Annotated in this window: 19 protein-coding genes; 9 read left to right on the plus strand and 10 right to left on the minus strand. The window is 65.2% G+C overall.

Going from position 1 to position 21,869, the window contains the following annotated elements; all coding sequences use genetic code 11:
* Positions 1-101 precede the first annotated feature (101 nt).
* Complete coding sequence (locus KGR00_RS21290) at positions 102-2,381, plus strand: TonB-dependent siderophore receptor (protein ID WP_224419241.1); 2,280 nt, start codon at positions 102-104, stop codon at positions 2,379-2,381.
* 105 nt (positions 2,382-2,486) lie between these two features.
* On the opposite strand, the gene KGR00_RS21295 is transcribed toward KGR00_RS21290, so the two are convergent.
* From KGR00_RS21295 to KGR00_RS21305, 3 genes are all read right to left on the minus strand, one after another.
* Positions 2,487-2,795, minus strand: coding sequence for an XRE family transcriptional regulator (locus KGR00_RS21295; RefSeq protein ID WP_224419242.1), 309 nt, complete (start codon positions 2,793-2,795; stop codon positions 2,487-2,489).
* 132 nt (positions 2,796-2,927) lie between these two features.
* A complete protein-coding gene (locus tag KGR00_RS21300; protein WP_129141379.1) occupies positions 2,928-3,614 on the minus strand; it encodes an SDR family oxidoreductase in 687 nt (228 codons plus the stop codon).
* Positions 3,615-3,752: 138 nt separating this feature from the next.
* The gene (locus KGR00_RS21305) at positions 3,753-4,856 is read right to left on the minus strand and encodes a malate dehydrogenase (protein WP_129141380.1); all 1,104 of its coding nucleotides are present in this window, start codon (positions 4,854-4,856) and stop codon (positions 3,753-3,755) included.
* Positions 4,857-5,420: 564 nt separating this feature from the next.
* Here KGR00_RS21305 and KGR00_RS21310 point away from each other — a divergent pair.
* On the plus strand, positions 5,421-7,670 hold the full coding sequence (locus KGR00_RS21310) for an EAL domain-containing protein (RefSeq protein WP_129141381.1): 2,250 nt from the start codon (positions 5,421-5,423) through the stop codon (positions 7,668-7,670).
* Positions 7,671-7,684: 14 nt separating this feature from the next.
* Here the strand turns inward: KGR00_RS21310 and KGR00_RS21315 are convergent, their stop codons facing one another.
* Complete coding sequence (locus tag KGR00_RS21315) at positions 7,685-8,479, minus strand: TraX family protein (RefSeq protein WP_224419243.1); 795 nt, start codon at positions 8,477-8,479, stop codon at positions 7,685-7,687.
* 116 nt (positions 8,480-8,595) lie between these two features.
* Between KGR00_RS21315 and KGR00_RS21320 the strand changes: the two genes are divergently transcribed.
* From KGR00_RS21320 to KGR00_RS21345, 6 genes are all read left to right on the plus strand, one after another.
* Positions 8,596-9,552, plus strand: a complete 957-nt coding sequence (locus KGR00_RS21320) for a LysR family transcriptional regulator (RefSeq protein WP_224419244.1) — start codon at positions 8,596-8,598, stop codon at positions 9,550-9,552.
* 211 nt (positions 9,553-9,763) lie between these two features.
* On the plus strand, positions 9,764-11,224 hold the full coding sequence (gene eat, locus KGR00_RS21325; protein WP_224419245.1) for an ethanolamine permease: 1,461 nt from the start codon (positions 9,764-9,766) through the stop codon (positions 11,222-11,224).
* A gap of 79 nt (positions 11,225-11,303) precedes the next feature.
* Positions 11,304-12,686, plus strand: a complete 1,383-nt coding sequence (locus KGR00_RS21330; RefSeq protein ID WP_224419246.1) for a glutamine synthetase family protein — start codon at positions 11,304-11,306, stop codon at positions 12,684-12,686.
* Positions 12,687-12,878: 192 nt separating this feature from the next.
* Positions 12,879-14,264, plus strand: coding sequence for an aldehyde dehydrogenase family protein (locus KGR00_RS21335; RefSeq protein ID WP_224419247.1), 1,386 nt, complete (start codon positions 12,879-12,881; stop codon positions 14,262-14,264).
* 70 nt (positions 14,265-14,334) lie between these two features.
* Positions 14,335-15,519 carry an iron-containing alcohol dehydrogenase gene (locus tag KGR00_RS21340; protein ID WP_224419248.1) on the plus strand — a complete coding sequence of 395 codons (1,185 nt, stop codon included), beginning with the start codon at positions 14,335-14,337 and terminating at the stop codon, positions 15,517-15,519.
* A 45-nt stretch (positions 15,520-15,564) separates the two neighbouring features.
* Entirely contained in the window at positions 15,565-16,287 is a 723-nt protein-coding gene (locus KGR00_RS21345; protein WP_129141388.1) for a gamma-glutamyl-gamma-aminobutyrate hydrolase family protein, read from the plus strand.
* Between the two features lie 202 nt (positions 16,288-16,489).
* Here KGR00_RS21345 and KGR00_RS21350 read toward each other — a convergent pair whose 3' ends face one another.
* Positions 16,490-16,975, minus strand: a complete 486-nt coding sequence (locus KGR00_RS21350; protein ID WP_224419249.1) for a hypothetical protein — start codon at positions 16,973-16,975, stop codon at positions 16,490-16,492.
* A gap of 176 nt (positions 16,976-17,151) precedes the next feature.
* Here KGR00_RS21350 and cadR point away from each other — a divergent pair, with 176 nt between their 5' ends.
* Positions 17,152-17,613 carry a Cd(II)/Pb(II)-responsive transcriptional regulator gene (gene cadR, locus KGR00_RS21355; RefSeq protein ID WP_224419250.1) on the plus strand — a complete coding sequence of 154 codons (462 nt, stop codon included), beginning with the start codon at positions 17,152-17,154 and terminating at the stop codon, positions 17,611-17,613.
* Positions 17,614-17,633: 20 nt separating this feature from the next.
* On the opposite strand, the gene corA is transcribed toward cadR, so the two are convergent.
* The 5 genes from corA to KGR00_RS21380 form a co-directional block, all read right to left on the minus strand.
* Complete coding sequence (corA, locus tag KGR00_RS21360; protein WP_224419251.1) at positions 17,634-18,587, minus strand: magnesium/cobalt transporter CorA; 954 nt, start codon at positions 18,585-18,587, stop codon at positions 17,634-17,636.
* Positions 18,588-18,738: 151 nt separating this feature from the next.
* On the minus strand, positions 18,739-19,509 hold the full coding sequence (locus KGR00_RS21365) for a transporter substrate-binding domain-containing protein (protein WP_224419252.1): 771 nt from the start codon (positions 19,507-19,509) through the stop codon (positions 18,739-18,741).
* A 151-nt stretch (positions 19,510-19,660) separates the two neighbouring features.
* Entirely contained in the window at positions 19,661-20,389 is a 729-nt protein-coding gene (locus KGR00_RS21370) for an ABC transporter permease (protein ID WP_224419878.1), read from the minus strand.
* Entirely contained in the window at positions 20,389-21,096 is a 708-nt protein-coding gene (locus tag KGR00_RS21375; protein ID WP_224424106.1) for an ABC transporter permease, read from the minus strand. The genes KGR00_RS21370 and KGR00_RS21375 overlap by 1 nt, the downstream gene beginning before the upstream one ends.
* Positions 21,097-21,116: 20 nt before the next feature.
* On the minus strand, positions 21,117-21,869 hold a 753-nt coding region (locus KGR00_RS21380; RefSeq protein ID WP_239032071.1), incomplete at its 5' end, for an ATP-binding cassette domain-containing protein.

Below are 21,869 nucleotides of genomic sequence, written 5' to 3' on the forward strand. Positions count from 1 at the left end.
GAGATCTTTTTATAAACATAAATATTAATGATTATCGTTTGCTTTATAAATATATTTATCAAAAGCCTGGCTCAACGTGGAATAATTAAAAGGAATCTGAAATGACGAAACTCTTCTACAACGACCATGTCGCGCACTTTCTACCCAAGCCCGTACACCCGCACAGGCTATTCCCGTTGGGTTGCAGAGTCGCTGTCATGCAAAAAACGCTACTGCTTGGACTGGCGATCGGTACCCTGACGGCTAGCCCATGGGTGGGGGCACAGACCGTCGATACGCAAACGGATGTCAACGATAAGCGGACCGCTCCCCAAGCCCCTGAAGATTTAATGATACTACCCTCGGTGCAAGTGATAGGAGATGCCGCCGAGCCGACCGTTCCGTATGCCGGTGGGCAAGTAGCCACGGGGGGGCGCATGGGGTTTCTGGGTGATAGGGACTTCATGGAAACGCCCTTTTCCACCATCTCCTATACGAAGAAATTCATTGAAGATCAGCAGGCGACGGATATCCAGGAAGTGATATCCAAGACCGATCCGGCGGTGTTCAGGAGCGGTATCCCGGGAGAGAGCAATGAAAGTTACTCGATTCGTGGTCTGCCCTCCAGCGTGGGTGATGTGATCGTCAACGGTCTGGCGGGCATGGCAGGCTATTACCGTAGCTCGCCCGAGATGTTCGAACGTGTCGAAGTGCTCAAGGGGCCTTCGGCCCTGCTCAACGGCATGCCCCCCAAAGGATCGGCAGGCGGTGCGGTCAATCTCGTGACCAAGCGCGCCGGCGACGAGCCATTGACACGCCTGACGACAAGCTACATGTCGGAAGCCCATGTTGGTGGTCATATCGACATCGGCCGCCGTTTTGGCGAGAACCAACAGTTTGGTGTTCGTTTCAATGGCACCTATCGAGATGGCGAGACTGCCTTGGAAGAGCAAGATAAAACAGCCAAGCAACTGGCTTTAGGGCTTGACTGGCGAGGGGAGAGGGCGAGGATCTCTGCCGATCTTTACCAAAGTCAGGATCGTATCTACGGCGTGACGCGAGGCTTTACGCTTGCACCCGGGCTGTCCTTGCCCAGGGTGCCCAGCTCTGATGTTGCATTCAACCCGCCCTGGAGCTTCTATGACACCCAGGACAAAGGTGCCATGATCAATGGTGAGTTCGATCTGAGCAATCAACTGACAGCCTATGCCTTGGCGGGTATCAGCAAGACCGAATTCGATTCCATCATGGGGGCGCCACAGATCACCAATGAGGCTGGCGACTTTGCGATAAATTATAGCGGTGTCTCCGATGAGATGGAGCGTAAGTCAGCTGAAATAGGCCTCAAGGGGACCCTCGAAACAGGTTCGATAGGCCACCAGTTCGCGGTCAACGCAACGAGCTACAATGAAGACTACCATCTTAACGGTTTCATCAACCTTTTACCTCAAGAGTGGGTCTCAAATATATACAACCCAGTGTGGGGGCCAGAACCAGAACGGCCTTCTCCCGTGCCGGCGATTACCCGTACGGAAACCCGCCTGACCAGCTTCGGCTTCGCAGACACGCTGTCATTTCTGGATGACAAGGTGCACTTAACCCTTGGTGCGCGCCGCCAGGAGGTCGTCGACGAAAGCTTCCTCGCCGCGACGGGGGCGCGAATAGGCCAGCGCTACGAAGAAAGTGCGACGACGCCAGCCGCGGCAATTCTGGTTGAAGTCACTGACCAGGTATCCGTGTATGCCAACTACATCGAGGGGTTGAGCCAAGGTGAAGCGGCACCCAATACGGCGGAAAATGCTGGCGAGATATTTGCTCCCTACAAGACAAAGCAGAAGGAAGTTGGCCTTAAATTCGACTTGGGTGACTTTGCCCACACCTTGAGTGTGTATGAGATCAAGCGGCCGAGCAGCTACACCGATCCTGCCACGAATGTCTTCTCATTTGGTGGGGAACAACGCAACCGAGGCGTGGAATGGGGCTTCTTTGGTTCGCCCCTGAGTGATGTACGCCTGATGGGGGGTGTTGCTTATCTGGATGCCGAGGTAACAAAAGCCACTGATACCCGCAATGAGGGCAAACAGGCCACGGGCGTGCCCCAGTGGCAGGCGAAGCTCGGGGCGGAGTGGGATCTTCCCACGACACAAGGCCTGACACTGACGGCCAACGCGACCTCGGTATCCAAGCAATACCTCAATGCGGACAACTCGTTGTCAGTTCCCGGTCATACCGTGTTCGACGCAGGTGCTCGGTATACCACATCGATGTCAGGACACCCGCTGACGTTGCGCGCCACGGTGACAAATGTGACCAACAAGTCCTATTGGGCAAAGCCGCACTTCACAACCCTGGCGCTGGGGGCGCCTCGTACTGTGATGCTCTCAGCGAGCTTGGATCTCTGATCGCAAACGGTCGTGACTGGGGCCGGCGCACGATGGCTTGAAGGCCGCTGCCCCAGGAACTCAAACGTTTTCAGGATGATCTGTACGATGTGGGATTCGCCTACTTTAGGGTGGTGTGATTCGCGTGGGGGCTTCTTCGTGATCGACCACGCCGGCCACACTGTCGTGAATGGCTTCGAGATCGTCGGCGGAGAAGTGTTCCAGGCGTCCGGCGAGCAGGTCGCTGATGCGCTGGGTAGGGATGCCGGCGCGCCGGGCGATTTCCCGGTTGCCGAGTTCGGAGAGGGCGATGCGACGGGTCAGTACGCGCATCAGTCGGGTGCGACGTTCCATGTCTCTGACATCGAAATCGCGCTGCAGTTGGGTCGACTGCGCCGGTCTGGCACAGTCACTGCGTCTTCGTACCGGGTCCATGAGGCTCCATCGTCTGGCTATCGGACTGCCTCAGCATGCGAAATTTTTGCGGCTTAGGCCAGAGGAAATTGTCGCTTTTCGGGGTTTTTTCTTGTCGCCCGTCAAGCGCTCCCACAAGAGTTGGTCGAGACGTCAGTCGCGCGGCGGCGTGGGCCGCACGAGAATCTCGTTGACGTCGACGTGGGCCGGCTGATCGACGGCATACATCACCGCATTGGCGATGTCGCGTGCCTCCAGGGCGTTCTCGGGGACCTGATCGAAGAAGGGCGTATCGACCATACCCGGTTCGATCAGGGTGACGCGGATCCCGCTGCCGCGCAGCTCCTCGCGCAGGTTGTAGCCGATGCCGCTCACCGCCCACTTGCTGGCGCTGTACATCGAGCCGGGTATGGTGGCGCGGCCGGCGGCGGAGCCGGTGAGCAGGATGTGCCCGTGGCTGCGTCGCAATTCGGGCAGCGTGGCCTGGATGGTCAGCCCCACCCCGTAGACGTTGGTCAGCAGCATGTCGCGCCAGGCGTGATGGTCTGCCTCGCTGAAGCCACCGGGTGAACCGCCACGGCCGGCATTGGCGAAGACCACGTCGAGGCGTCCGAAACGTTCGACGGCCTGCTCGACCATGGCGCGCTGATCCTCCATGGACGTCACGTCGCAACTGACGGTCAGCACCTTTTCGGGGCCGAACTCCCGGGCCAGGGCCTCGAGCTTGTCCGCCGAGCGGGCGGCCAGCACCAGTTGGTAGTCGTGGCGATGGGCGGCGCGGGCGGTGGCGGCGCCAATGCCGCTGGAAGCGCCGGTGATCAGGAATACACGGTCGTTCATGGTCGTCTCCTCGGGCCAGTGTTTCCAGCATGGTAAGCCGCGAGGAGGATTGCAATGTCAGCCCCGGCACGTCGGGGGGGGGGCGGCCGGGCTGGGGGAGCCGGCACGCCCGTGGCGGGCGCGCCGGTGCGGGCGGGGTTACAGCACGCGATCGGTGCGCAGGACGCTGGCCTCGCTGTCGTCGAGGGTGTCCTCCTCGCCGTAGCGTGTCGCCCCGGAGCGCAGGGTGGCGCGCATGTCGAGATGCTGGGCCTCGGTCTCGTCGGGGAGCAGATGCTCGACGGCGGCTTTCTCCTCGAGGAGTTCCTTCTCGGTGGCGTCGATACGTTTCTGTCCCGCGTCGTCGATGGGCAGGCCCTGGACGATCTCGTAGCGGCCGTAGCGACAACGCACCGGGAAGGAGAACACGATGCCCTTGGTCACGCCGTAGCTGCCGTCGGAGACCACGCACATGCTGACGAAGTCGTCGTCCGGCGTGCCCTGGTACCAGTCGCGCATCTGGTCGATGGCACCCTGGGCTGCGGAGGCGGCGCTCGACTGACCGCGGGCGGTGATGATCTCGGCGCCACGCTTCTGGACCCGCGGGATGAATTCGTCGTCCACCCACTTGGGATCCAGCTCTGGCCAGATCGCCTGGCCCATGGCCTCGGCGTGATGCAGATCGGGGTACTGGCTGGCGCTGTGGTTGCCCCAGATGGCGACCTTCTTGATGTCGGCGCTGTTGAAGCCCAGCCGGTTGGCGATCATGCCCTTGGCCCGGTTGTGATCGAGTCGGCTCATGGCGGTGAACTGGGCGGGTGACAGGTCCGGCGCGTTGCGGCTGGCGATCAGCGCGTTGGTGTTGGCCGGGTTGCCGACCACCAGCACCCGCACGTCGGGATTGGCGTGGTCGTTGAGCGCGCGGCCCTGGGCGCTGAAGATCTCGGCGTTGGCGGCGAGCAGGTCGGCGCGCTCCATGCCGGGTCCGCGCGGCTTGGCGCCGATCAAGAACGCGAAGTCGACGTTACGGAAACCCTCCTCGGCGTTGTCGTGCAGACGAACGTTGTGCAGCAACGGGAAGGCACAGTCCTCGAGCTCCATCGCCATGCCGCGCAGCGCTTCCATGGCCTCCGGCCGCTCGATCAGTTGCAGGATCAGGGGCTGGTCGTTGCCGAACACCTCCCCGGCGGCAAGGCGGAAAAGCAGCGAGTTGCTGATACTACCGGCAGCACCGGTGACGGCAATGCGAAACGGGCGTTTCATACGGTCTTCCTAGGCTCGTTGAACGGTAGTGCGGACCAGCGGCTGGCTTCCCGCCGCCGGTCGCGCGATGACTCAATGATCGATGGTAGGTCTTTCGAGGTGAAACTTACCACCCTGGCAAGCATAGCAGGACTGAGCGCGATGCAACCGCACGCGTCCAACCCTGGTCGCTGCAAAGGATCGGCGCCTCGCCCCGAGAGCGTTGCCGGGTATACGGCACCCGGCGAAGGGGCGAGCGGGGCGTTGATTCATGTTTTCGCCATCCTTGCCGAAAAACCGGGTAGGGGAGGTCGGGGCGTTCGGCTCGCCAGGCATTTTCTGACGCGAATTCGCCCTATTGCGGGTTGCTTAATTCGTCCGGCGGGTGTTCGCTAAACAAGAGAAAACAAACATGCAAAGTCTGTAAACAGACCCGGCGCGAGGAGCGAAGTGATGTCGTGCGCTCCGGAGATCATCGGGCGTCTAGGTCTATCACCAGGGAACACAGCGGGGGCGTCGGCCTTGCCGAGCAGAGACCAGGACAGCGAACCAACGTGCCACCGAATACGCAGCGAGCAGGTCCGCATGCTCTACGAGGGTGTGTGGCAGCCGGTCGTCGCGAGCCTGTTGGTCGCCGCGCTGCTGGTCGGGGTACTCTGGCCGGTGGTCGCCCACGCCGAGTTGCTGGCGTGGTTCATCGCCATGCTCGTCGTCTCGCTGATCCGCCTGGACTGTGGTCGCCGTTACCGCCGTCTGCCGCCTGACGAACAGGCTCGGCCATGCTGGTTGCGCCTCGCCGCCGTCGGTGCTCTGGTGTCCGGCGCCCTGTGGGGGGCGGCGAGTCTCGCGCTGTTTCCCCATCAGTATCTGCAATACCAGTTGGCCCTGGTGCTCACCATTGCCGGCGTCGGTGCCGCCGGCGTGACGACGCTGGCGTCCGTCTGGTGGGTGGCGGCGCTGTTTCTGGTACCTCTCATCGCACCCTTGGCCCTCCAGTATGCCTGGGTCGGCAGCGGGCCGGCCTGGAAGCTCGCGACGATGGTCGCGTTGTTTCTGGCCTTCGTGCTGGTGGCCAGTTACCGCTTGAGTCGCGTGTTGCACGAGAACATCCGGCTCAAGGTCGAGATGGGGGCCCGCGAACGCGACCTGCGCGAAAGCGAGAGTCGCTATCGGGCGATCTTTCACGCCTCGCCGCTGGGGGTCTTTCATTTCGACCGGGATGGCCGGCTGATCGATTGCAACGACAAGCTGCTCGAGTTCATGGGTGCCACGCGAGAGCGAGTGATCGGTCTGGACCTGTTCGGCACGCTCGAGGATGCCCGCTTCATCCGCGGGATCAGCCAGGCGCTGTCGGTCGGCCAGGGCTATTTCGAAGGCGACTACACGTCGGTCCTGACCCGGGTCTCGCGGCCGTTGCGTGTGCTGTTCAGCGGCATCCGCGATTCCCGTGGCGAGATCACCGGCGGGGTGGCGGTGGTCGAGGATCTGACCGAGCACCGTCAGGCCGAGGCGACCATCCATCGCCAGGCCTTCTACGATCCGCTGACGGCGCTGCCCAACCGGCGTCTGCTGCTCGACCGGATCGACCAGACCCGGGTACGCTGTCGGGCGCGAGGCGAGCGCGGTGCCTTGCTGTTCGTCGATCTCGACCGCTTCAAGAAGGTCAATGAATCGCTGGGTCATGCGGCGGGCGACCAGATACTCACCGTCGCGGCCCAGCGTCTGGTCGCGCTGCTGCGCGACGACGACCTCGCCGCCCGGGTCAGCGGCGACGAATTCGTGGTGATGATCCCCTCGCTCAGGCATGACGACGACCAGGCCGGTGCTGCCGTCAGGCGTGTCGCCGAGCGCATCATGCAGGCCCTGTCGGTGCCCTACCGGATCGCCGAGCGGAGTCTCAAGATCACCCCGAGCATCGGTTTCGTGCTGTTCGGCGATGACGAGACAAGCGCCGTCGATCTGATCAAGCAGGCCGAGACGGCGATGTACCAGGCCAAGGCGGAAGGACGCGCCAGGGCCTGTCATTACCTGCCGAGCATGCATGTGGTCGCCCTGCAGCGCCTGACCCTCGAACAGGACCTGCGCCAGGCGCTCGAGAACCCGGGGCAACTGGAGCTGCATTACCAGCCGCAGGTGGACAGCGACGGGCATATCATCGGCGCCGAGGCGCTGCTGCGCTGGCACCATCCCAAGCGCGGCATGGTCTCGCCGGCCGAGTTCATTCCGGTGGCGGAAGAGAGCGGCCTGATCCTCGAACTCGGCGACTGGGTGCTGGTTCGGGCCTGCGAGACCCTGCAGCGGCTGGATGCCCGTTGCCTGCCGCGGCTGTCGATCAACATCAGTCCGCGTCAGTTCGGTCAGGCGAACTTCATCGAGGCCGTCGAGTCCTGCGTGAGTCGTTCGGGCATCGATCCGGCGCGTTTGCAGCTCGAGATAACCGAAGGGGTGCTGATCGACGACCTGTTCGAGACCATCGAGACGATGCGCATTCTCAAGGGGATCGGCGTGGGACTGGCGATCGACGATTTCGGGGTGGGCTATTCGTCGCTGTCCTATCTCAAGCGACTGCCACTCGACGAGCTGAAGATCGATCGCAGCTTCATTCAGGAACTCGACGACAGCAACGACGCGGCGATCGTCCAGGCCATCATCGCCGTGGCCGGGCATCTGCACCTGAGCGTGGTCGCCGAGGGTATCGAGACCGCGGAGCAGCAGGCCTTTCTCGAGACCCACGGTTGTCACTGCTTCCAGGGCTTCCGGTTCTTTCGGCCGATGCCGTACGCGGCGCTGCTCGAGGTCTTCGAGGAGCGCCGTCACGCCCACTCGAATCGTTGAGGTCCGGCCGACGTTCAGCGAGCGAGATCCGGTATGAGGTACAAAAGCATGGCGATAGCGGCGAAATGCGCCGGATACCAGGCCAGCCAGAGACGGCGCGGCATACGATAGCCGATCGCGGGGATTCGCTGTGAGGCGCCGATGGCCATCAGCAGGACGACCGTGGCGGTGGCGACCGTGAACGACTTGGCCATTGAGGAATGATTCATCAGCCCCGCCGTCAGCAGCAGTGGGAGGCTCGCGGCCAGGGACGATAGGCGTTCCAGCGGTGTCTCACTGGCACGGTGCAGTGCGTGGATCGCCAGCATGTAGGCGGGGACCAGCAATAGCCCTCGATGCCCGTACTCCATCCAAGGACCCAGCCATAGCCAGACCAGCAGCGAACCGACCAGAACCGGAAGGGCGGTGCGCCAGGTCGTGGTGGCGTCGCGGCGGGTGAGTTTGCGCAGCCAGCTGCCCCAGTACAGACCCAGTGCCAGGGTGAAGCAGATGTTCCACTGGAAGCCGTCGCGCGGCATGGTCAGATAGGGCAGTTGGGCGATCAGGCCGATGATCAGGATGCGTCGCGCGTAGCGCATTGGATCGCGGGTGTTGAACAGGGCGTGCCAGGCGACCATGCCGGCGAACAGCGGAAAGGCGATGCGGCCCAGCGACGAGCCGACCCAGTCGGCATGCCAGGCCTCGGGCAATAGATAGCGCGTGACGTGGTCGAGGGTCATGGTGATCAGGGCGATCCACTGCCCCCAGCCAATCCAGGCCGAGGAGGGGCGGGCGAGTGCCCCGGGACGTGAAGAAACGGTGGTACGCATAGCGGGCTCCATGGCATGCGACGCGCTACGATAGCGGGAGACGCCGCCGCTTGCCAGTGCTGGCGTGGTATCTGCGAGGGGCCGAAGAGCGGTGTCGATGTCAGGGAGCGGTCAGGATGCGTGGCGGTTTCGGATTCGATCTACGCAGCATGGAGATCTTCGTCGAAGTGCTCGAGCGCGGCAGTCAGACCGCGGCCGCACGGAGCCTGGGCGTGCGTCAGTCGACGGTCTCGCAGAGCCTGGCCAATCTCGAGGAGGCGATGGGTACGCCGCTGTTCAAGCGCCACTCACGGCCCCTGGAGGCCACCTCGGCGGGGCGCTTCTTCTACGACCGGGCGCGCAAGATGCTCGACGATGCCCGGGCGGTGCGTCGCGAGCTGCAGGGGCGTACCTACCGTCAACTCCATCAGGTGCGGCTGGCGCTGGTCGATTCCCTGGCCACTGCCGTTGGCCAGCCGCTGCTGGAGGTGATCCGCCGGCATACCGCTGACTACACCCTGACCACCGGGCTCTCCCACATGCATGGCCATGCGCTGCTGACCCGCCACGTGGACATCATCCTCTCCGACGATCGCCTGGAGAACTACGACGGCCTTGAGCGCCATCCCGTGCTCGGCGAGCCCTTCGTGCTGGTACTGCCCGCGGACTGGGATGGTCCGGTGGACAACCTGCGCTGGCTGGCTCGGCAACTGGACTTCGTGCGCTACACCCCTCAGGCGCTGATCGGCCAGGCCATCGAGCGCCACCTGCGCCTCAACCAACTGGAGCTGCCGGGCAGGCTGCACCTGGACAACACCTACGCCGTGTTGAGCCTGGTCGCCGGCGGAGCCGGCTGGACCATCACCACCCCGCTGTGCCTCTACCAGGCCGGGCTGGATCACCTCGACGTTCGCGCCGTACCGCTTCCCCTCGGTCCCCTGCGCCGCGACCTGACCCTGGTGGCACGCCGGGACGAGCTCGGTGGCTTGCCTGCCCGGTTGGCCCGCGACAGCCGCCGCCTACTGGAGGGCCGCTTCCTCGGTGAACTGCAGCGCCACCTTCCCTGGGTGGTGCCCGATATCCAGGGACTCTGAGACCTCGCCGTCACGGGGCCGGATGGCCCTGGGACGCACCCTGGATACGCACTATCGATTTTACCTATAGCCAAGCCGTCGGCCACGCCGATGCTGTTTGCTGCCGGCAATCGCCGAGGACCACACTGGCCCAAGCTCGTGGCAATTCCTGCACGGTCGGGCCCCGGCCTGGTCGTCACCGACAATGACAAGAAGCCATAGGGAGACTTCGATGAGCCATTCCCACCCCTCCTCGGTGGACTACGAGTCCGTCGACACGAACTACCTCGAGAAACGCAAGCTGAAGAAGGGCGCGGCGGGCTGGATCCTGCTGGCCAGTCTCGGCGTGTCCTACGTGATTTCCGGCGACTACGCCGGCTGGAACTTCGGCCTGGCCGCCGGCGGCTTCGGCGGCATGCTGGTGGCCACCGTGCTGATGGCGATCATGTACACCGCCATGGTGCTGTCCATCGCCGAGTTGTCCTCCTCGCTGCCCACCGCCGGCGGCGGCTACAGCTTCGCACGGCGCGCCCTGGGCCCCTGGGGGGGCTACATCACCGGCACCGCGATCCTGCTGGAATATGCCATCGCCCCGGCGGCCATCGCCATCTTCATCGGCGGCTACGTCAACGAGCTGATCGGCCTCAATGGCCCGCTGGTCTATGCCGCCTTCTATGCGCTCTTCGTCGGCATCCACCTGTGGGGCGCCGGGGAGGCGCTGAAGATCATGATGGGCATCACGGCGCTGGCGGTGGTGGCCATCCTGGTCTTCGTGGTCGGCATGGTGCCGCACTTCAGCGTTGACAACCTCTTCGACATTGCCCCCACTGCCGGGGCCGTAGGGGCCTCGACCTTCCTGCCGGAGGGCGTCATGGGCATCTGGGGGGCGCTGCCCTTCGCCATCTGGCTGTTCCTGGCCGTAGAGGGCGTGCCCCTGGCCGCAGAGGAAGCCGGGGATCCGGGCCGCGACATGCCGCGGGGCATCATCACCGCCATGCTGGTGCTGCTGGTGTTCGCCGCCTGCGTGCTGCTGCTGGCACCCGGCGGCGCCGGGGCGGCGGCCATGAGCGAGCATGCGGCGCCCCTGGTCGGTGCCCTGCAGGCGGTCTATGGCCCCGACTCCTGGGCGGCCGGCTTCGTCAACCTGGTGGGCCTGGCCGGCCTGATCGCTTCCTTCTTCTCGATCATCTTCGGCTATTCCCGCCAGACCTTCGCCCTGTCCCGGGCCGGCTACCTGCCGCGCTGGCTATCGGTTACCGGCGTGCGCAAGGTGCCCTACCTGGCGCTGATCGTGCCCGGCGTGATCGGCTTTCTGCTGTCGCTCACCGGCAAGGGAGACCTGATGATCACCATGGCGGTGTTCGGCGCCACCATCTCCTACGCCATGATGACCCTCTCCCATATCCTGCTGCGCCGCCGCGAGCCCGAACTCGAACGCCCCTACCGGACCCCGGGCGGCACCCTGACCTCGGGCATGGCCTTCGGGCTGGCCATCGTCGCTTTCCTGTCGACCTTCGTGGTCAGCGTCGAGGCGGCCCTGTGGTCGGCGGTCTTCTATGCCGTGATGCTTGCCTACTTCGGCCTCTACAGCCGTCACCATCTGGTAGCCCAGGCACCGGAGGAGGAGTTCGAGGCCATCGCCCGGGCCGAGCAGGAGCTGGCGGATGAAGACCCGGCCCCGGGCACGGTCTAATCCTTACGACTCGTCACTCCGGCAGTGGACCGGCGACGACGTCGACAACAACAGCAACAGACTCAACGAGGACCCCACGATGAGCGGAATGCAGGCGCGAGACATCAAGACCGCGGAAGATGCCCGGCGCATCGTCGAGGAGCGCGGCCTCAGCCACGTCAAGGTGGGCATGTTCGACATGGACGGTGTGATGCTCGGCAAGTACATGCAGCGCGAGAAGTTCTTCTCGGCCCTGGAGGATGGTTTCGCCTTCTGCGACGTGGTGCTGGGCTGGGACAGCAAGGACGAGCTCTACGACAATGTGCAGTTTACCGGCTGGCACACCGGCTATCCCGACGCCCCGCTACGGGTCATTCCCGAGAGCTGCCGCGAGCTGCCCCGCGAGGGCGGCGGCATGCTGCTGTTCCTGGCCGACTTCGCCGGCCCCGCCGGCGACATCTGCCCCCGGGGGCTGCTCAAGCGGGTGCTCGAGCGGGGCCGCGAGATGGGCTACGACGCCTTCGGCTCCCTGGAGTACGAGTTCTTCCTGTTCCAGGAGACTCCCGAGTCGGTGCGCGAGAAGGGCTTTCGCAACCTGAGGCCCCTGACACCCGACATGATGGGCTACTCCATGCTCAGGAGCTCGGTGCACAGCGAGCTCTACCACGAGCTGCTGGCGCTGGCCGAGACCATGGACTTCCCCATCGAGGGCCTGCACACGGAGACCGGGCCGGGCGTGCTCGAGGCGGCCATCGCCGTGGATGGTGGCCTGGCCGCCGGCGACAAGGGCGCGCTGTTCAAGACCTTCACCAAGGTCTGGGCCCAGCGCCGCGGGCTGATGGCGACCTTCATGGCCAAGTGGTCGCCCGACTACCCGGGACAGAGCGGCCATATCCATCTGTCGCTGCGCGAGCGCGACTCGGGACGCTCGGCCTTCTTCGATGCCGAACAGCCCTACCGGATGAGCGATGTCCAGCGTCACTTCGTGGCCGGTCAGCAGAAGCTGATGCCGGAGCTGCTGGCGATGTTCGCGCCCACCATCAACAGCTACACCCGGCTGATCCCCGGCTTCTGGGCGCCCACCGAGGCCACCTGGGGCGTGGAGAACCGCACCACGGCCCTGCGGGTGATCCCCGGCAGCGACAAGTCCCAGCGGGTCGAGTACCGGCTGGGCAGCGCCGACGCCAACCCCTACCTGGCGCTGGCCGCCGCCATCGGCGCCGGTCTATACGGCATCGAGCAGCGCCTGGAGCCCGACGAGCCGGTCCAGGGCAATGCCTACGAGCTGGATCACCCGGCCCACCAGGCGCTGCCCGCCACCCTCTGGGAGGCCGCCCAGCGGCTCAGGGCCTCCGAGGCGGCGCGCGAGCTGTTCGGCGATGCCTTCGTCGAGCACTTCGCCGCCACCCGGGAGTGGGAGGAGCGGGAGTTCCGGCGGCATATCACGGACTGGGAATTGGACCGCTACTTCGAAATCATTTGAGGAAACGATGAATACGCTATTGCGCTGCGCATCTCGTACGCGGGCGGTGCTGGAACGCCAGACCGGTCAGGATTCCTCCCCTACTGGAGTAGGCTCCGGATCCTGCGCTCCGGCCGCGCACGACCTGCGTTCGCTCATGACGCGTCTTCAAGGTTTCCTACGCGACAATATTGATTGGGAGAACGCCAGATCATGGCCATACAACAGACGATTTCTCCGGTGGACGGCTCGGTCTATGTCGAGCGCGAGCTGGCCGATCCGGCCCGGGTGGAGGCGGCCTTGGATCGGGCGGTGGCGGCCCAGCGGGCCTGGCGCGAGACCCCGCTCGGCCAGCGCGCCCGCTACTGCTCGGCGATGGTCGACGCCATCGTCGCTCGCCGCGACTCCCTGGCCGAGGAACTGACCTGGCAGATGGGCCGGCCGATCGCCGCCGGCGGCGGCGAGATCGGCGGCTTCGAGGAGCGCGCCCGGGGCATGATCGGCCTGGCCGAGGCCGCCCTGGCCCCCGTTGTGTTGCCCGACAAGCCGGGCTTCACCCGCTATATCACCCGTGAGCCGCTGGGGGTGTCCTTCATCGTGGCGCCCTGGAACTTCCCTTTCATGACCGCGGTGAACGCCATCGTCCCGGCGCTGATGGCCGGCAATGCGGTGATCCTCAAGCACTCGGCCCAGACCCCGCTGTGCGCCGAGCGCCTCCAGGAGGCCTTCGACGCCGCCGGCCTGCCGGGAGGCGTCTTCCAGCACCTGCACCTCTCCCACGCGGCCACCGAGGCACTGATCCGTGACCCGCGCATCGATCACGTCGCCTTCACCGGCTCGGTTGGCGGCGGCGAGATGGTCGAGCGCAATGCCGCCGGGCGCTTCATCGCCACCGGGCTGGAACTGGGGGGCAAGGACCCGGCCTACGTGCGCGCCGACGCCGACCTGGACACCGCCGTGCCCGGAGTCATGGACGGGGCCTTCTTCAACTCGGGGCAGAGCTGCTGCGCCATCGAGCGCCTCTACGTCCATCGCGAGATCTTCGACACCTTTCTCGAGCGGGCGGTGGCCTGGGTCCGTGAGCTGCGCCTAGGCAATCCCACCGACCCGGCGACGACCCTGGGGCCGGTGGTCAAGCCCGCCGCCGCCGATTTCGTGCGCGGCCAGGTCGAGGAGGCCGTGGCCGCCGGGGCCCGGGCCTGGATCGACCCCGGCGACTACCCGCTGTCGCGGCCGGGCAGCGCCTACCTGGCGCCCCAGGTGCTGACCGGGGTGGATCACTCCATGCGGGTCATGCGCGAGGAGAGCTTCGGCCCGGTAGTGGGCATCATGGCGGTGGACTCCGACGACGAGGCCGTGGCCCTGATGAACGACAGCGACTTCGGCCTCACCGCGGCGGTGTTCACCCGCGACATCGCCACCGGCGAGGCGCTGGCCCGGCGCCTCGAGGCCGGTACGGTGTTCACCAACCGTTGCGACTATCTCGACCCCGAGCTGGCCTGGACCGGGGTCAAGCAGTCGGGGCGCGGCTGCTCGCTGTCGCGGGTGGGGTACGAGACGTTGACGAGGCCCAAGTCCTTTCATCTCAAGCATGCTTGAAGCCGTAAGCTGAATGGGGGGCTTAACGCTTACAGCTTCAGGCTTATGGCGCTAACGAAACGAGGTCATCATGAGCCAAGACGATATGAGTCGATTCACCACGGGCTGGAACTATCCGGCCCAGATCCTCACCGGCGTGGGGCGTGCCCGGGAGCTGCCGGATGCCTGTCGGGCGCTGGGCATGACCGCGCCGCTGCTGGTCACCGATCCGGGGCTTGCCGAGCTGCCGATGGTCGCGTCGGCCGTCGAGCGCTGTCGCGAAGCGGGGCTCGACTGTGCGGTGTTCAGCGCCATCAAGGGCAACCCCACCGGGCGTAACGTCGCCGACGGTGTTGCGGCCTTCCGCGATGGCGGCCACGACGGGGTGATCGCCTTCGGCGGCGGTTCCGGGCTCGATGCCGCCAAGGCGGTGGCGCTGATGGCCAAGCAGGCCGACGGGGTATCGCTGTGGTCGCTGGAGGATATCGGCGACAACTGGAAGAACGCCGATGGCCGGGCGGTCGTCCCGGTGGTCGCCGTGCCCACCACCGCCGGCACCGGCTCCGAGGTGGGGCGCGCGTCGGTGATCACCGATGAGCAGGCCGAGGTCAAGCGGATCATCTTTCATCCCGGCATGATGCCCAAGACGGTGATCCTCGATCCCGAGCTCACCGTGGGGCTGCCGCCGGCGATCACCGCCGCCACCGGCATGGATGCGCTGTCCCACTGCATGGAGGCATGGTGTTCACCCAACTACCACCCCATGGCCGAGGGTATCGCGGTCGAGGGCATGCGCCGGATCCGCGACTTCCTGCCGGCCGCCCATGCCGACGGCGAGGATCGGGTGGCACGCCAGCAGATGCTGGTGGCCTCGATGATGGGGGCCACCGCCTTCCAGCGTGGCCTGGGGGCGATGCACGCCCTGGCGCACCCCCTGGGCGCGCTCTACGACGCCCACCACGGCACGCTCAACGCGGTGCTGATGCCCTATGTACTGCGGGCCAACGAATGCGCGATCGGCGAGCCCATGGTGCGCCTGGGGCGCTATCTCGATCTGCGCCAGCCGGGCACGACGGCGGTGATCGACTGGGTTCTCGAGTTGCGCGAGCGTCTGGGCATTCCGCACAGCCTGACCGAGCTGGGCATCGATGGCGCCCGCGCCGAGCGGGTGGGGCGGATGGCCGTGGCGGATCCGTCGTCGGCTTCCAACCCGATCGCCTTCGATGCGCAACGCTACCAGGCGGTGTTCCTGTCGGCGGTGGAGGGACGCCTTTAGACTATTGGCGAAACCGCCACTTTCGCCAACCGAGGAGTCTGCGATATGCGAATCGGCCTGCTGCAGTGCGACGACGTCGACGAGGCGCTGCAGCCTCGTCACGGCAACTATCCCGAGATGTTCGAGCGGCTGTTCAGTGCCGTCGATCCGACCCTGGAATTTCGCGTCTGGCGCTGTCTCGACGGCGAGATTCCCGGGGATGTCGATGCCGTTGATGCCTGGCTGACCACCGGGTCCAAGTACGGCGTCAACGACGGCGATGCGTGGATCGAGTCGCTGTGTGCGTTCATCCGCGAGCTGTGGGCCGCCGACAAGCCGCTGGTGGGGATCTGCTTCGGTCATCAACTGATCGCCAAGGCGCTGGGCGGCGAGGTGGTCAAGAGCGAACGCGGCTGGGGCGTGGGGATGTCGTTCAACCGTCTCACCGAACGCGCCGAGTGGATGCAGCCGTGGCAGGAGGGGCTGGACCTGGTGGTCAGTCATCAGGATCAGGTGAGCCGACTGCCCGCCGGTGCCTGTGTGCTCGCCGAGAGCGACTTCTGCCCGATCTACGTGATGCAGGTCGGCGAGATCTTCCTCGGCGTGCAGGGCCATCCGGAATTCGCCAAGGATTATTCGGCGGATCTGATGACGCGGCGCCGTGACAAGATCCCCGGCAACCGGGTACGCGAAGGGTTGGCTTCGCTCAATGCGCCGGTCGACGACCAGTTGATGGTGCGCTGGATCCTCAACTTCATGCGCGAGGCGATCGAACGGCGCGCGGCGTGACGCTGCGAGCGGATAAAACGAGCGGCGGCACCCGCGAGGGATACCGCCGCTGAGGCGATGCACGGAAGATAAAGCAGTTTCCGTGCCAATCCGCCGAGGCCCGCGGCGGCGGCGCTGGCAGCACGCAAGGGCGGGCAAGAGCGAAGGAGGTCGCCCGTCCGCGGTGCGGCTCGGGCCGGGTTCGCCCCGCAACGGTGCGCGGTCAGCGTTCGCTGGTCAGCCGCTGCATGTGCCAGGCATCGCGGCCGTCGATGGCCAGGTAGAGCAGCGGCGTTCGACGGTGCCGCCAGAAGCGTATCAGGGCGCGCTGCTGGTGCTGGCGTCGGGTCTTCTCGCGGGCGAAGGCGTTGCCGTGCAGCACCACCAGATCGGCGTCGAGCAGCCAGCCGGGGGGATGGTAGGGCCAGCTGCGATGAATGGTCTCCAGCCAGGGTGCCGTCTCGCCCGAGACCTCGGGCTGCCAGTACCAGTGCTCGCGGGCGTTGCGAATGCCCCGGGCATCCCACCACAGGGCGCTCGCCGGCAGGCCGGACCGCCGCAACCGGCGACGACGGGCGTCGCTGGGCAACAGGATGACGTTCTCGCGATGAGGCACGCGCCAGGTCGTGCCGTTCCCCAGCCGTAGTGTGGTATAGGGCGCCATGAGGTGGGGATCGATGCGTGCCGCTTCCAGTCCGTAGTTCAACATGTCGCCTCCGGGTCGGCGTGGTGATGCCATGCATCAAGCAATTTCATGGCCAACGGGGCGTTCGGGGGAGGATGGTCAGAGGCTTGGCCAAGCCTCTACACTGGTATCCTTGGGGTGGTAAGACGCTTGGTGTCGGGAACTGCCCCCGGGTGGTGCGAGCGACGGGAGAGACGGACATGAAGATCGGCGAACTGGCGCGTCAGACCGCCTGCCAGGTGGAGACGATTCGCTACTACGAGAGAGAGGGCCTGCTGCCCGAGCCGTCACGCAGTGCCGGCAACTACCGGCTCTACGACGCCACACACGTGGAACGCCTGACCTTCATCCGCCACTGCCGGGCGCTCGACATGACCCTCGGCGAGATCCGTACCCTCTTGATGCATCGCGATCATCCCGAACGCGACTGTGCCGAGGTCAACGAACTGATCGATGAGCACATCGGCCACGTGGAGACGCGCCTGGTCCAGCTCGCGAGCCTGCGCCAAGCGCTCGTCGATCTGAGGGCGCGCTGTCGCGGCGATGGCGAGACCGGCGCCTGCGGCATCCTGCGTGAGCTCGCTCAGCCCGCCGACGAGGAGAAGGCCGATACGCCGCCCACCACGGCGGTGGAACATGTCGGAGGTACCCACGCTCATTGAGACGGGCGCTGGGTGGCGGGCTAGAGCCAGTTCTTGTGCTTGAAGTACAGATACGGTGACACCCCGGCGGCAACCATCAGCCCCAGCGCGAAGGGGTAGCCGAATGGCCAGGAGAGTTCCGGCATGTGCTCGAAGTTCATGCCGTAGATGCTGGCCACCAGGGTCGGCGGCAGGAAGACCACCGCGGCGATCGAGAAGATCTTGATGATCTGGTTCTGCTGGATGTTGATGAAGCCCTGGGTCGAGTCCATCAGGAAGTTGATCTTGTCGAACAGAAAGGCGGTGTGGCTCATCAGCGTCTCGACGTCGCGCATCACCTCGCGGGCGGTTTCCTGAATGTCGCCGTGGCCGCGCAGGTGGCGAATCAGGAACGACACCGAACGCTGGGTATCCATCAGACACAGACGGATCTTGCCGTTGCTGTCCTCGAGCTTGGCGAGCTGGTCGATGGCATCCTCGAGGTCCGAGTCCTCTTCTTCGAGCACCAGGTGGCTGACGTCCTCGAGCTTGCGATGGATGTCCTCGAGGGTGTCGGCGAGATTCTCCACCTTCTGCTCGAAGATCGTCATCATCAGGTTCTGGGCCGAGTCGGCCTCGACCTGGCCGCTGCGCGCGCGCAGCCGCAGAAGGCGAAAATCGGCGAGTTCGCAATCGCGGAAGGTGATCAGCCGTTCCGGCTGCAGGATGAAGGCCACCGTGGTGGTGCCATGGCGCCCCTCGCTCTGCGACAGGAACAGTGAGTGCACGTGAATGCCGTCGGCATCGACGAAGTAGCGTGCCGAGGACTCGATCTCCTCGACCTCGTCGGTGGCGGGCAACTCGTCGGCGAGAAAGGCGTTGAGCCGTTCGCGCTCGGCGTCGTCGGGTTCGTGGGCGTCGATCCAGGTGGCCTGCCCCAGGCGGCTGGCCAGGGGCTGGGTCTCTTCGGTGACTTCCTTGATGGTCTGGCGCTGCAGCTGAAAGGTGCGAATCATCGACGGCCCTGAGTGATTGCGTGGATGCGCACAGAGTAGGCGTTCGCGCCCTTCAAGCCAACCGAACTGGCAGGCGGGAAGGGGGAAATGGAAGTCCGGGAGGAAAGGGAGCGGGGAGGCAGGCGCCCCGGCATGGCCGGGGCGGGTCGGCTTACTGCTGGTTCTCGAAATACTTGTTGTAGATCTCGTCGTAGGTGCCGTTTTCCTTGAGGGTGGCGAGTGCCTCGTTGAACTGCTTGGCGAGATCCTCGTCACGCTGGCGGAAGGCGATGCCGAAACCGTCGCCGAAGTATTTCTTGGGCTTGGTGATCATGCTGCCGACCACCTTGTAGTTGCCATCCTCGCTGTCGAGCAGGGTCGACTTGCCCACCGGGAAGTCGAGGAAGACGATGTCCAGGCGCCCGGCTTCCATGTCCAGCACGATGTCGTCGGCGGTGGAGTAGCGATTGATGTCGGCGACGCTGCCGTACATGTCGGTGGCGTAGTTGTCCTGCAGGGTGCCACGCTGCACGCCGATGGTCTTGCCCTCGAGGGTCTCCTTGGCGGGGACCTGGATGTCACTGTCGGCCGGCACGAACCAGGCGGACGGCGGGGTGAAGTACGGATCGGAGAACAGCACCTGCTTGCGACGCTGGTCGTTGATGGTCATCGAGGACATGATGGCGTCGTACTTGCGCGCCTTGAGCCCGGGGATGATGCCGTCCCAGCCCTGGACGGTCCAGGTGCACTCGATGCCGATCTCCTGGCACAGGGCGTTGCCCAGGTCGATGTCGAAACCGGTCAGTTCGCCGTTGGGCAGACGATATTCCATCGGCTCATAGGGGACGTCGACACCGAAGCGCACGGTGTCGTAGTCGCGGGCCTGGGCGGTGCCGGCGACGATCGCGGCACCCAGCAGTGTGACGGTGAGCAGTTTTTTCATCGGAAACATAACCCCTGTTTCTTGTAGTGAACGACCCCGGGCAAGCCCCGCCGGGTCGATGACCCGTTCACGGTATATCACCTGCTTACGGGTCGGAAGAGGAAAAAGTGTCGCGGGCGACAGTTTTCCAACGCGCGTTCGATCTCGTGATTCAGGCTTGCGGCTTGAGATGCGCCAGCAGCCGGGCCTCCAGGAAGCGGAACAGATAGAGGATGGCGAACGTCAGGCACAGATAGATGGCCGCGACGAACAGGAAGGCATCGAAGGGCGCGTAGAAGCGGGCATACACGAAGCGCGCCGCGCCGGTGAGGTCCATGATGGTCACCACGCTGGCGATGGCGCTGGCGTGGAGCATGAAGATCACCTCGTTGCCGTAGGCCGGCAGCGCGCGACGGAAGGCGCTGGGCAGCACGATGCGCCGCATCATCTTGGCCCGGGACATGCCGTAGGCCCGGGCGGCCTCGATCTCGCCGCGGGGCGTGGCCTTGATCGCGCCGCGGAAGATCTCGGTGGTGTAGGCCGCGGTGTTCAGCGTGAAGGCGATCAGCGCCGGGTAGAAGGGCTTGTCGAGGATGACCCACAGCCAGGTGTCCTGGATGCCCTCCACGAAGACCACGCCGTAGTAGATGATGTAGAGCTGGATCAGCAGCGGCGTGCCGCGGAACACGTAGGTGTAGGCGAAGATCGGCCACTTCAGCCAGGGCCGGGACGAGCTGCGGCCGATGGCCAGCGGCACGGCCAGGACCAGGCCGATCAGCAGCGACAGCAGCACCAGCTGGGCGGTATTGGCCAGGCCGTGCAGGTAGTAGCCCAGCGTCTGCGCCGTGAAGATCTCGTTGCCGGCGAGCAGCTCGGTGAACCAGGCGTCGAGTCGTTCCATCATGCGCTCGTCTCCCCGAAGCCGACGTTGTAGCGTTTCTGCAGTCGCGCGAAGGCCCACTCCGAGACGCTGGCGATCAGCAGGTAGATCACCGCCACCGGGATCAGGAAGGTGAACGGCTCGTGGGTGGCCTTGGCCGCCTCCTCGGCGACGCGGACCATGTCGGTCAGGCCGATCACCGAGACCAGCGCGGTGGTCTTGAGCAGCACCATCCAGTTGTTGGACAGCCCCGGCAGGGCGTGACGCATCATCTGCGGGAAGCGGATGCGGCGGAACATCAGCGACTCGGACATGCCGTAGGCGCGGGCCGCCTCGATCTGGCCGCCCTCCACGGCCATGAAGGCGCCGCGGAAGGTCTCGCCCATGTAGGCGCCGAAGATCAGGCCGATGGTCACCACCCCGGCGACGAACTCGTTGATGTTGATGAAGATGTCGATGTCGAACTGGTCGTAGAGCCAGTCGGTGATCAGGTTGACGCCGATCTGGCCGCCGAAGAACAGCAGCATCATCAGCACCAGGTCCGGCACCCCGCGGATCAGGGTGGTGTAGAGCGTGCCGATGCGATGGAGGAGCCAGTTGCGCGACATCTTGGCGGTGGCGGTCGCCAGCCCCAGGACGATGGACAGCAGCAGCGACAGCAGGCCCAGCTCGAGGGTGACCAGGGCGCCCTGGAACAGGCGCGGCCCGTAACCTTGCAGGTCGATCATGAGACGTGTCTCCGGTGGGCTCAGAACTTGGGCGCCAGGAACTGCTTGAGACGCTCCGAACGCGGATTGCCCAGCACCTCGGCGGGGGGCCCGGCTTCCTCGACGCGCCCCTGGTGCAGGTAGATGACCTGGCTCGAGACGTCGCGGGCGAAGGCCATCTCGTGGGTCACCACGATCATCGTGCGGCCCTCGTCGGCCAGATCGCGCATGACCTTGAGCACGTCGCCGACCAGCTCCGGGTCGAGCGCCGAGGTGGGCTCGTCGAACAGCATCACCTCCGGCTCCATGGCCAGGGCCCGGGCGATCGCCCCGCGCTGCTGCTGGCCGCCGGAGAGCTGGGCGGGGTAGTAGTCGGCGCGCTCGGCCAGGCCGACCCGCTCGAGCAGGTCGCGGGCATGCGCGACGGCCTCCTTCCTGGGCTTGCCGAGGACGTGGACGGGGGCCTCGATGACGTTCTCGATCAGCGTCATGTGGGCCCACAGGTTGAAGCCCTGGAAGACCATCGCCAGCTTGGCGCGGATGCGCTCGACCTGTTTCCAGTCGGCGGGCTCGCGACCGTGGCGGGTCTCCTTGAAGCGGATTGCCTCGCCGTGGACGATCAGCTCGCCCTCGTTGGGCATCTCGAGCAGGTTCATGCAGCGCAGGAAGGTGCTCTTGCCGGAGCCGGAGGCCCCGATGAGGGAGATCACGTCGCCCTGGTGGGCCTCGAGGGACAGGCCCTTGAGGACCTCGTTGTCGCCGAAGCGCTTCTTGAGGTTGCGCACGTCGAGCGG

This window comes from Modicisalibacter sp. MOD 31.J, assembly GCF_020147985.1.
Classification (GTDB): domain Bacteria; phylum Pseudomonadota; class Gammaproteobacteria; order Pseudomonadales; family Halomonadaceae; genus Modicisalibacter; species Modicisalibacter coralii.

Excerpts from the sequence above, each read along its gene's own strand:
- eat (WP_224419245.1), top strand. The coding sequence starts at position 9,764 with ATGAGCCATTCCCACCCCTCCTCGGTGGACTACGAGTCCGTCGACACG.
- KGR00_RS21300 (WP_129141379.1), bottom strand. The coding sequence starts at position 3,614 with ATGAACGACCGTGTATTCCTGATCACCGGCGCTTCCAGCGGCATTGGC.
- KGR00_RS21295 (WP_224419242.1), bottom strand. The coding sequence starts at position 2,795 with ATGGACCCGGTACGAAGACGCAGTGACTGTGCCAGACCGGCGCAGTCG.
- KGR00_RS21330 (WP_224419246.1), top strand. The coding sequence starts at position 11,304 with ATGAGCGGAATGCAGGCGCGAGACATCAAGACCGCGGAAGATGCCCGG.
- KGR00_RS21305 (WP_129141380.1), bottom strand. The coding sequence starts at position 4,856 with ATGAAACGCCCGTTTCGCATTGCCGTCACCGGTGCTGCCGGTAGTATC.
- KGR00_RS21350 (WP_224419249.1), bottom strand. The coding sequence starts at position 16,975 with ATGTTGAACTACGGACTGGAAGCGGCACGCATCGATCCCCACCTCATG.
- KGR00_RS21310 (WP_129141381.1), top strand. The coding sequence starts at position 5,421 with ATGCTCTACGAGGGTGTGTGGCAGCCGGTCGTCGCGAGCCTGTTGGTC.
- KGR00_RS21365 (WP_224419252.1), bottom strand. The coding sequence starts at position 19,509 with ATGAAAAAACTGCTCACCGTCACACTGCTGGGTGCCGCGATCGTCGCC.
- KGR00_RS21315 (WP_224419243.1), bottom strand. The coding sequence starts at position 8,479 with ATGCGTACCACCGTTTCTTCACGTCCCGGGGCACTCGCCCGCCCCTCC.
- KGR00_RS21335 (WP_224419247.1), top strand. The coding sequence starts at position 12,879 with ATGGCCATACAACAGACGATTTCTCCGGTGGACGGCTCGGTCTATGTC.
- KGR00_RS21370 (WP_224419878.1), bottom strand. The coding sequence starts at position 20,389 with ATGGAACGACTCGACGCCTGGTTCACCGAGCTGCTCGCCGGCAACGAG.
- KGR00_RS21345 (WP_129141388.1), top strand. The coding sequence starts at position 15,565 with ATGCGAATCGGCCTGCTGCAGTGCGACGACGTCGACGAGGCGCTGCAG.
- KGR00_RS21375 (WP_224424106.1), bottom strand. The coding sequence starts at position 21,096 with ATGATCGACCTGCAAGGTTACGGGCCGCGCCTGTTCCAGGGCGCCCTG.
- KGR00_RS21340 (WP_224419248.1), top strand. The coding sequence starts at position 14,335 with ATGAGCCAAGACGATATGAGTCGATTCACCACGGGCTGGAACTATCCG.
- KGR00_RS21320 (WP_224419244.1), top strand. The coding sequence starts at position 8,596 with ATGCGTGGCGGTTTCGGATTCGATCTACGCAGCATGGAGATCTTCGTC.
- KGR00_RS21290 (WP_224419241.1), top strand. The coding sequence starts at position 102 with ATGACGAAACTCTTCTACAACGACCATGTCGCGCACTTTCTACCCAAG.
- corA (WP_224419251.1), bottom strand. The coding sequence starts at position 18,587 with ATGATTCGCACCTTTCAGCTGCAGCGCCAGACCATCAAGGAAGTCACC.
- cadR (WP_224419250.1), top strand. The coding sequence starts at position 17,152 with ATGAAGATCGGCGAACTGGCGCGTCAGACCGCCTGCCAGGTGGAGACG.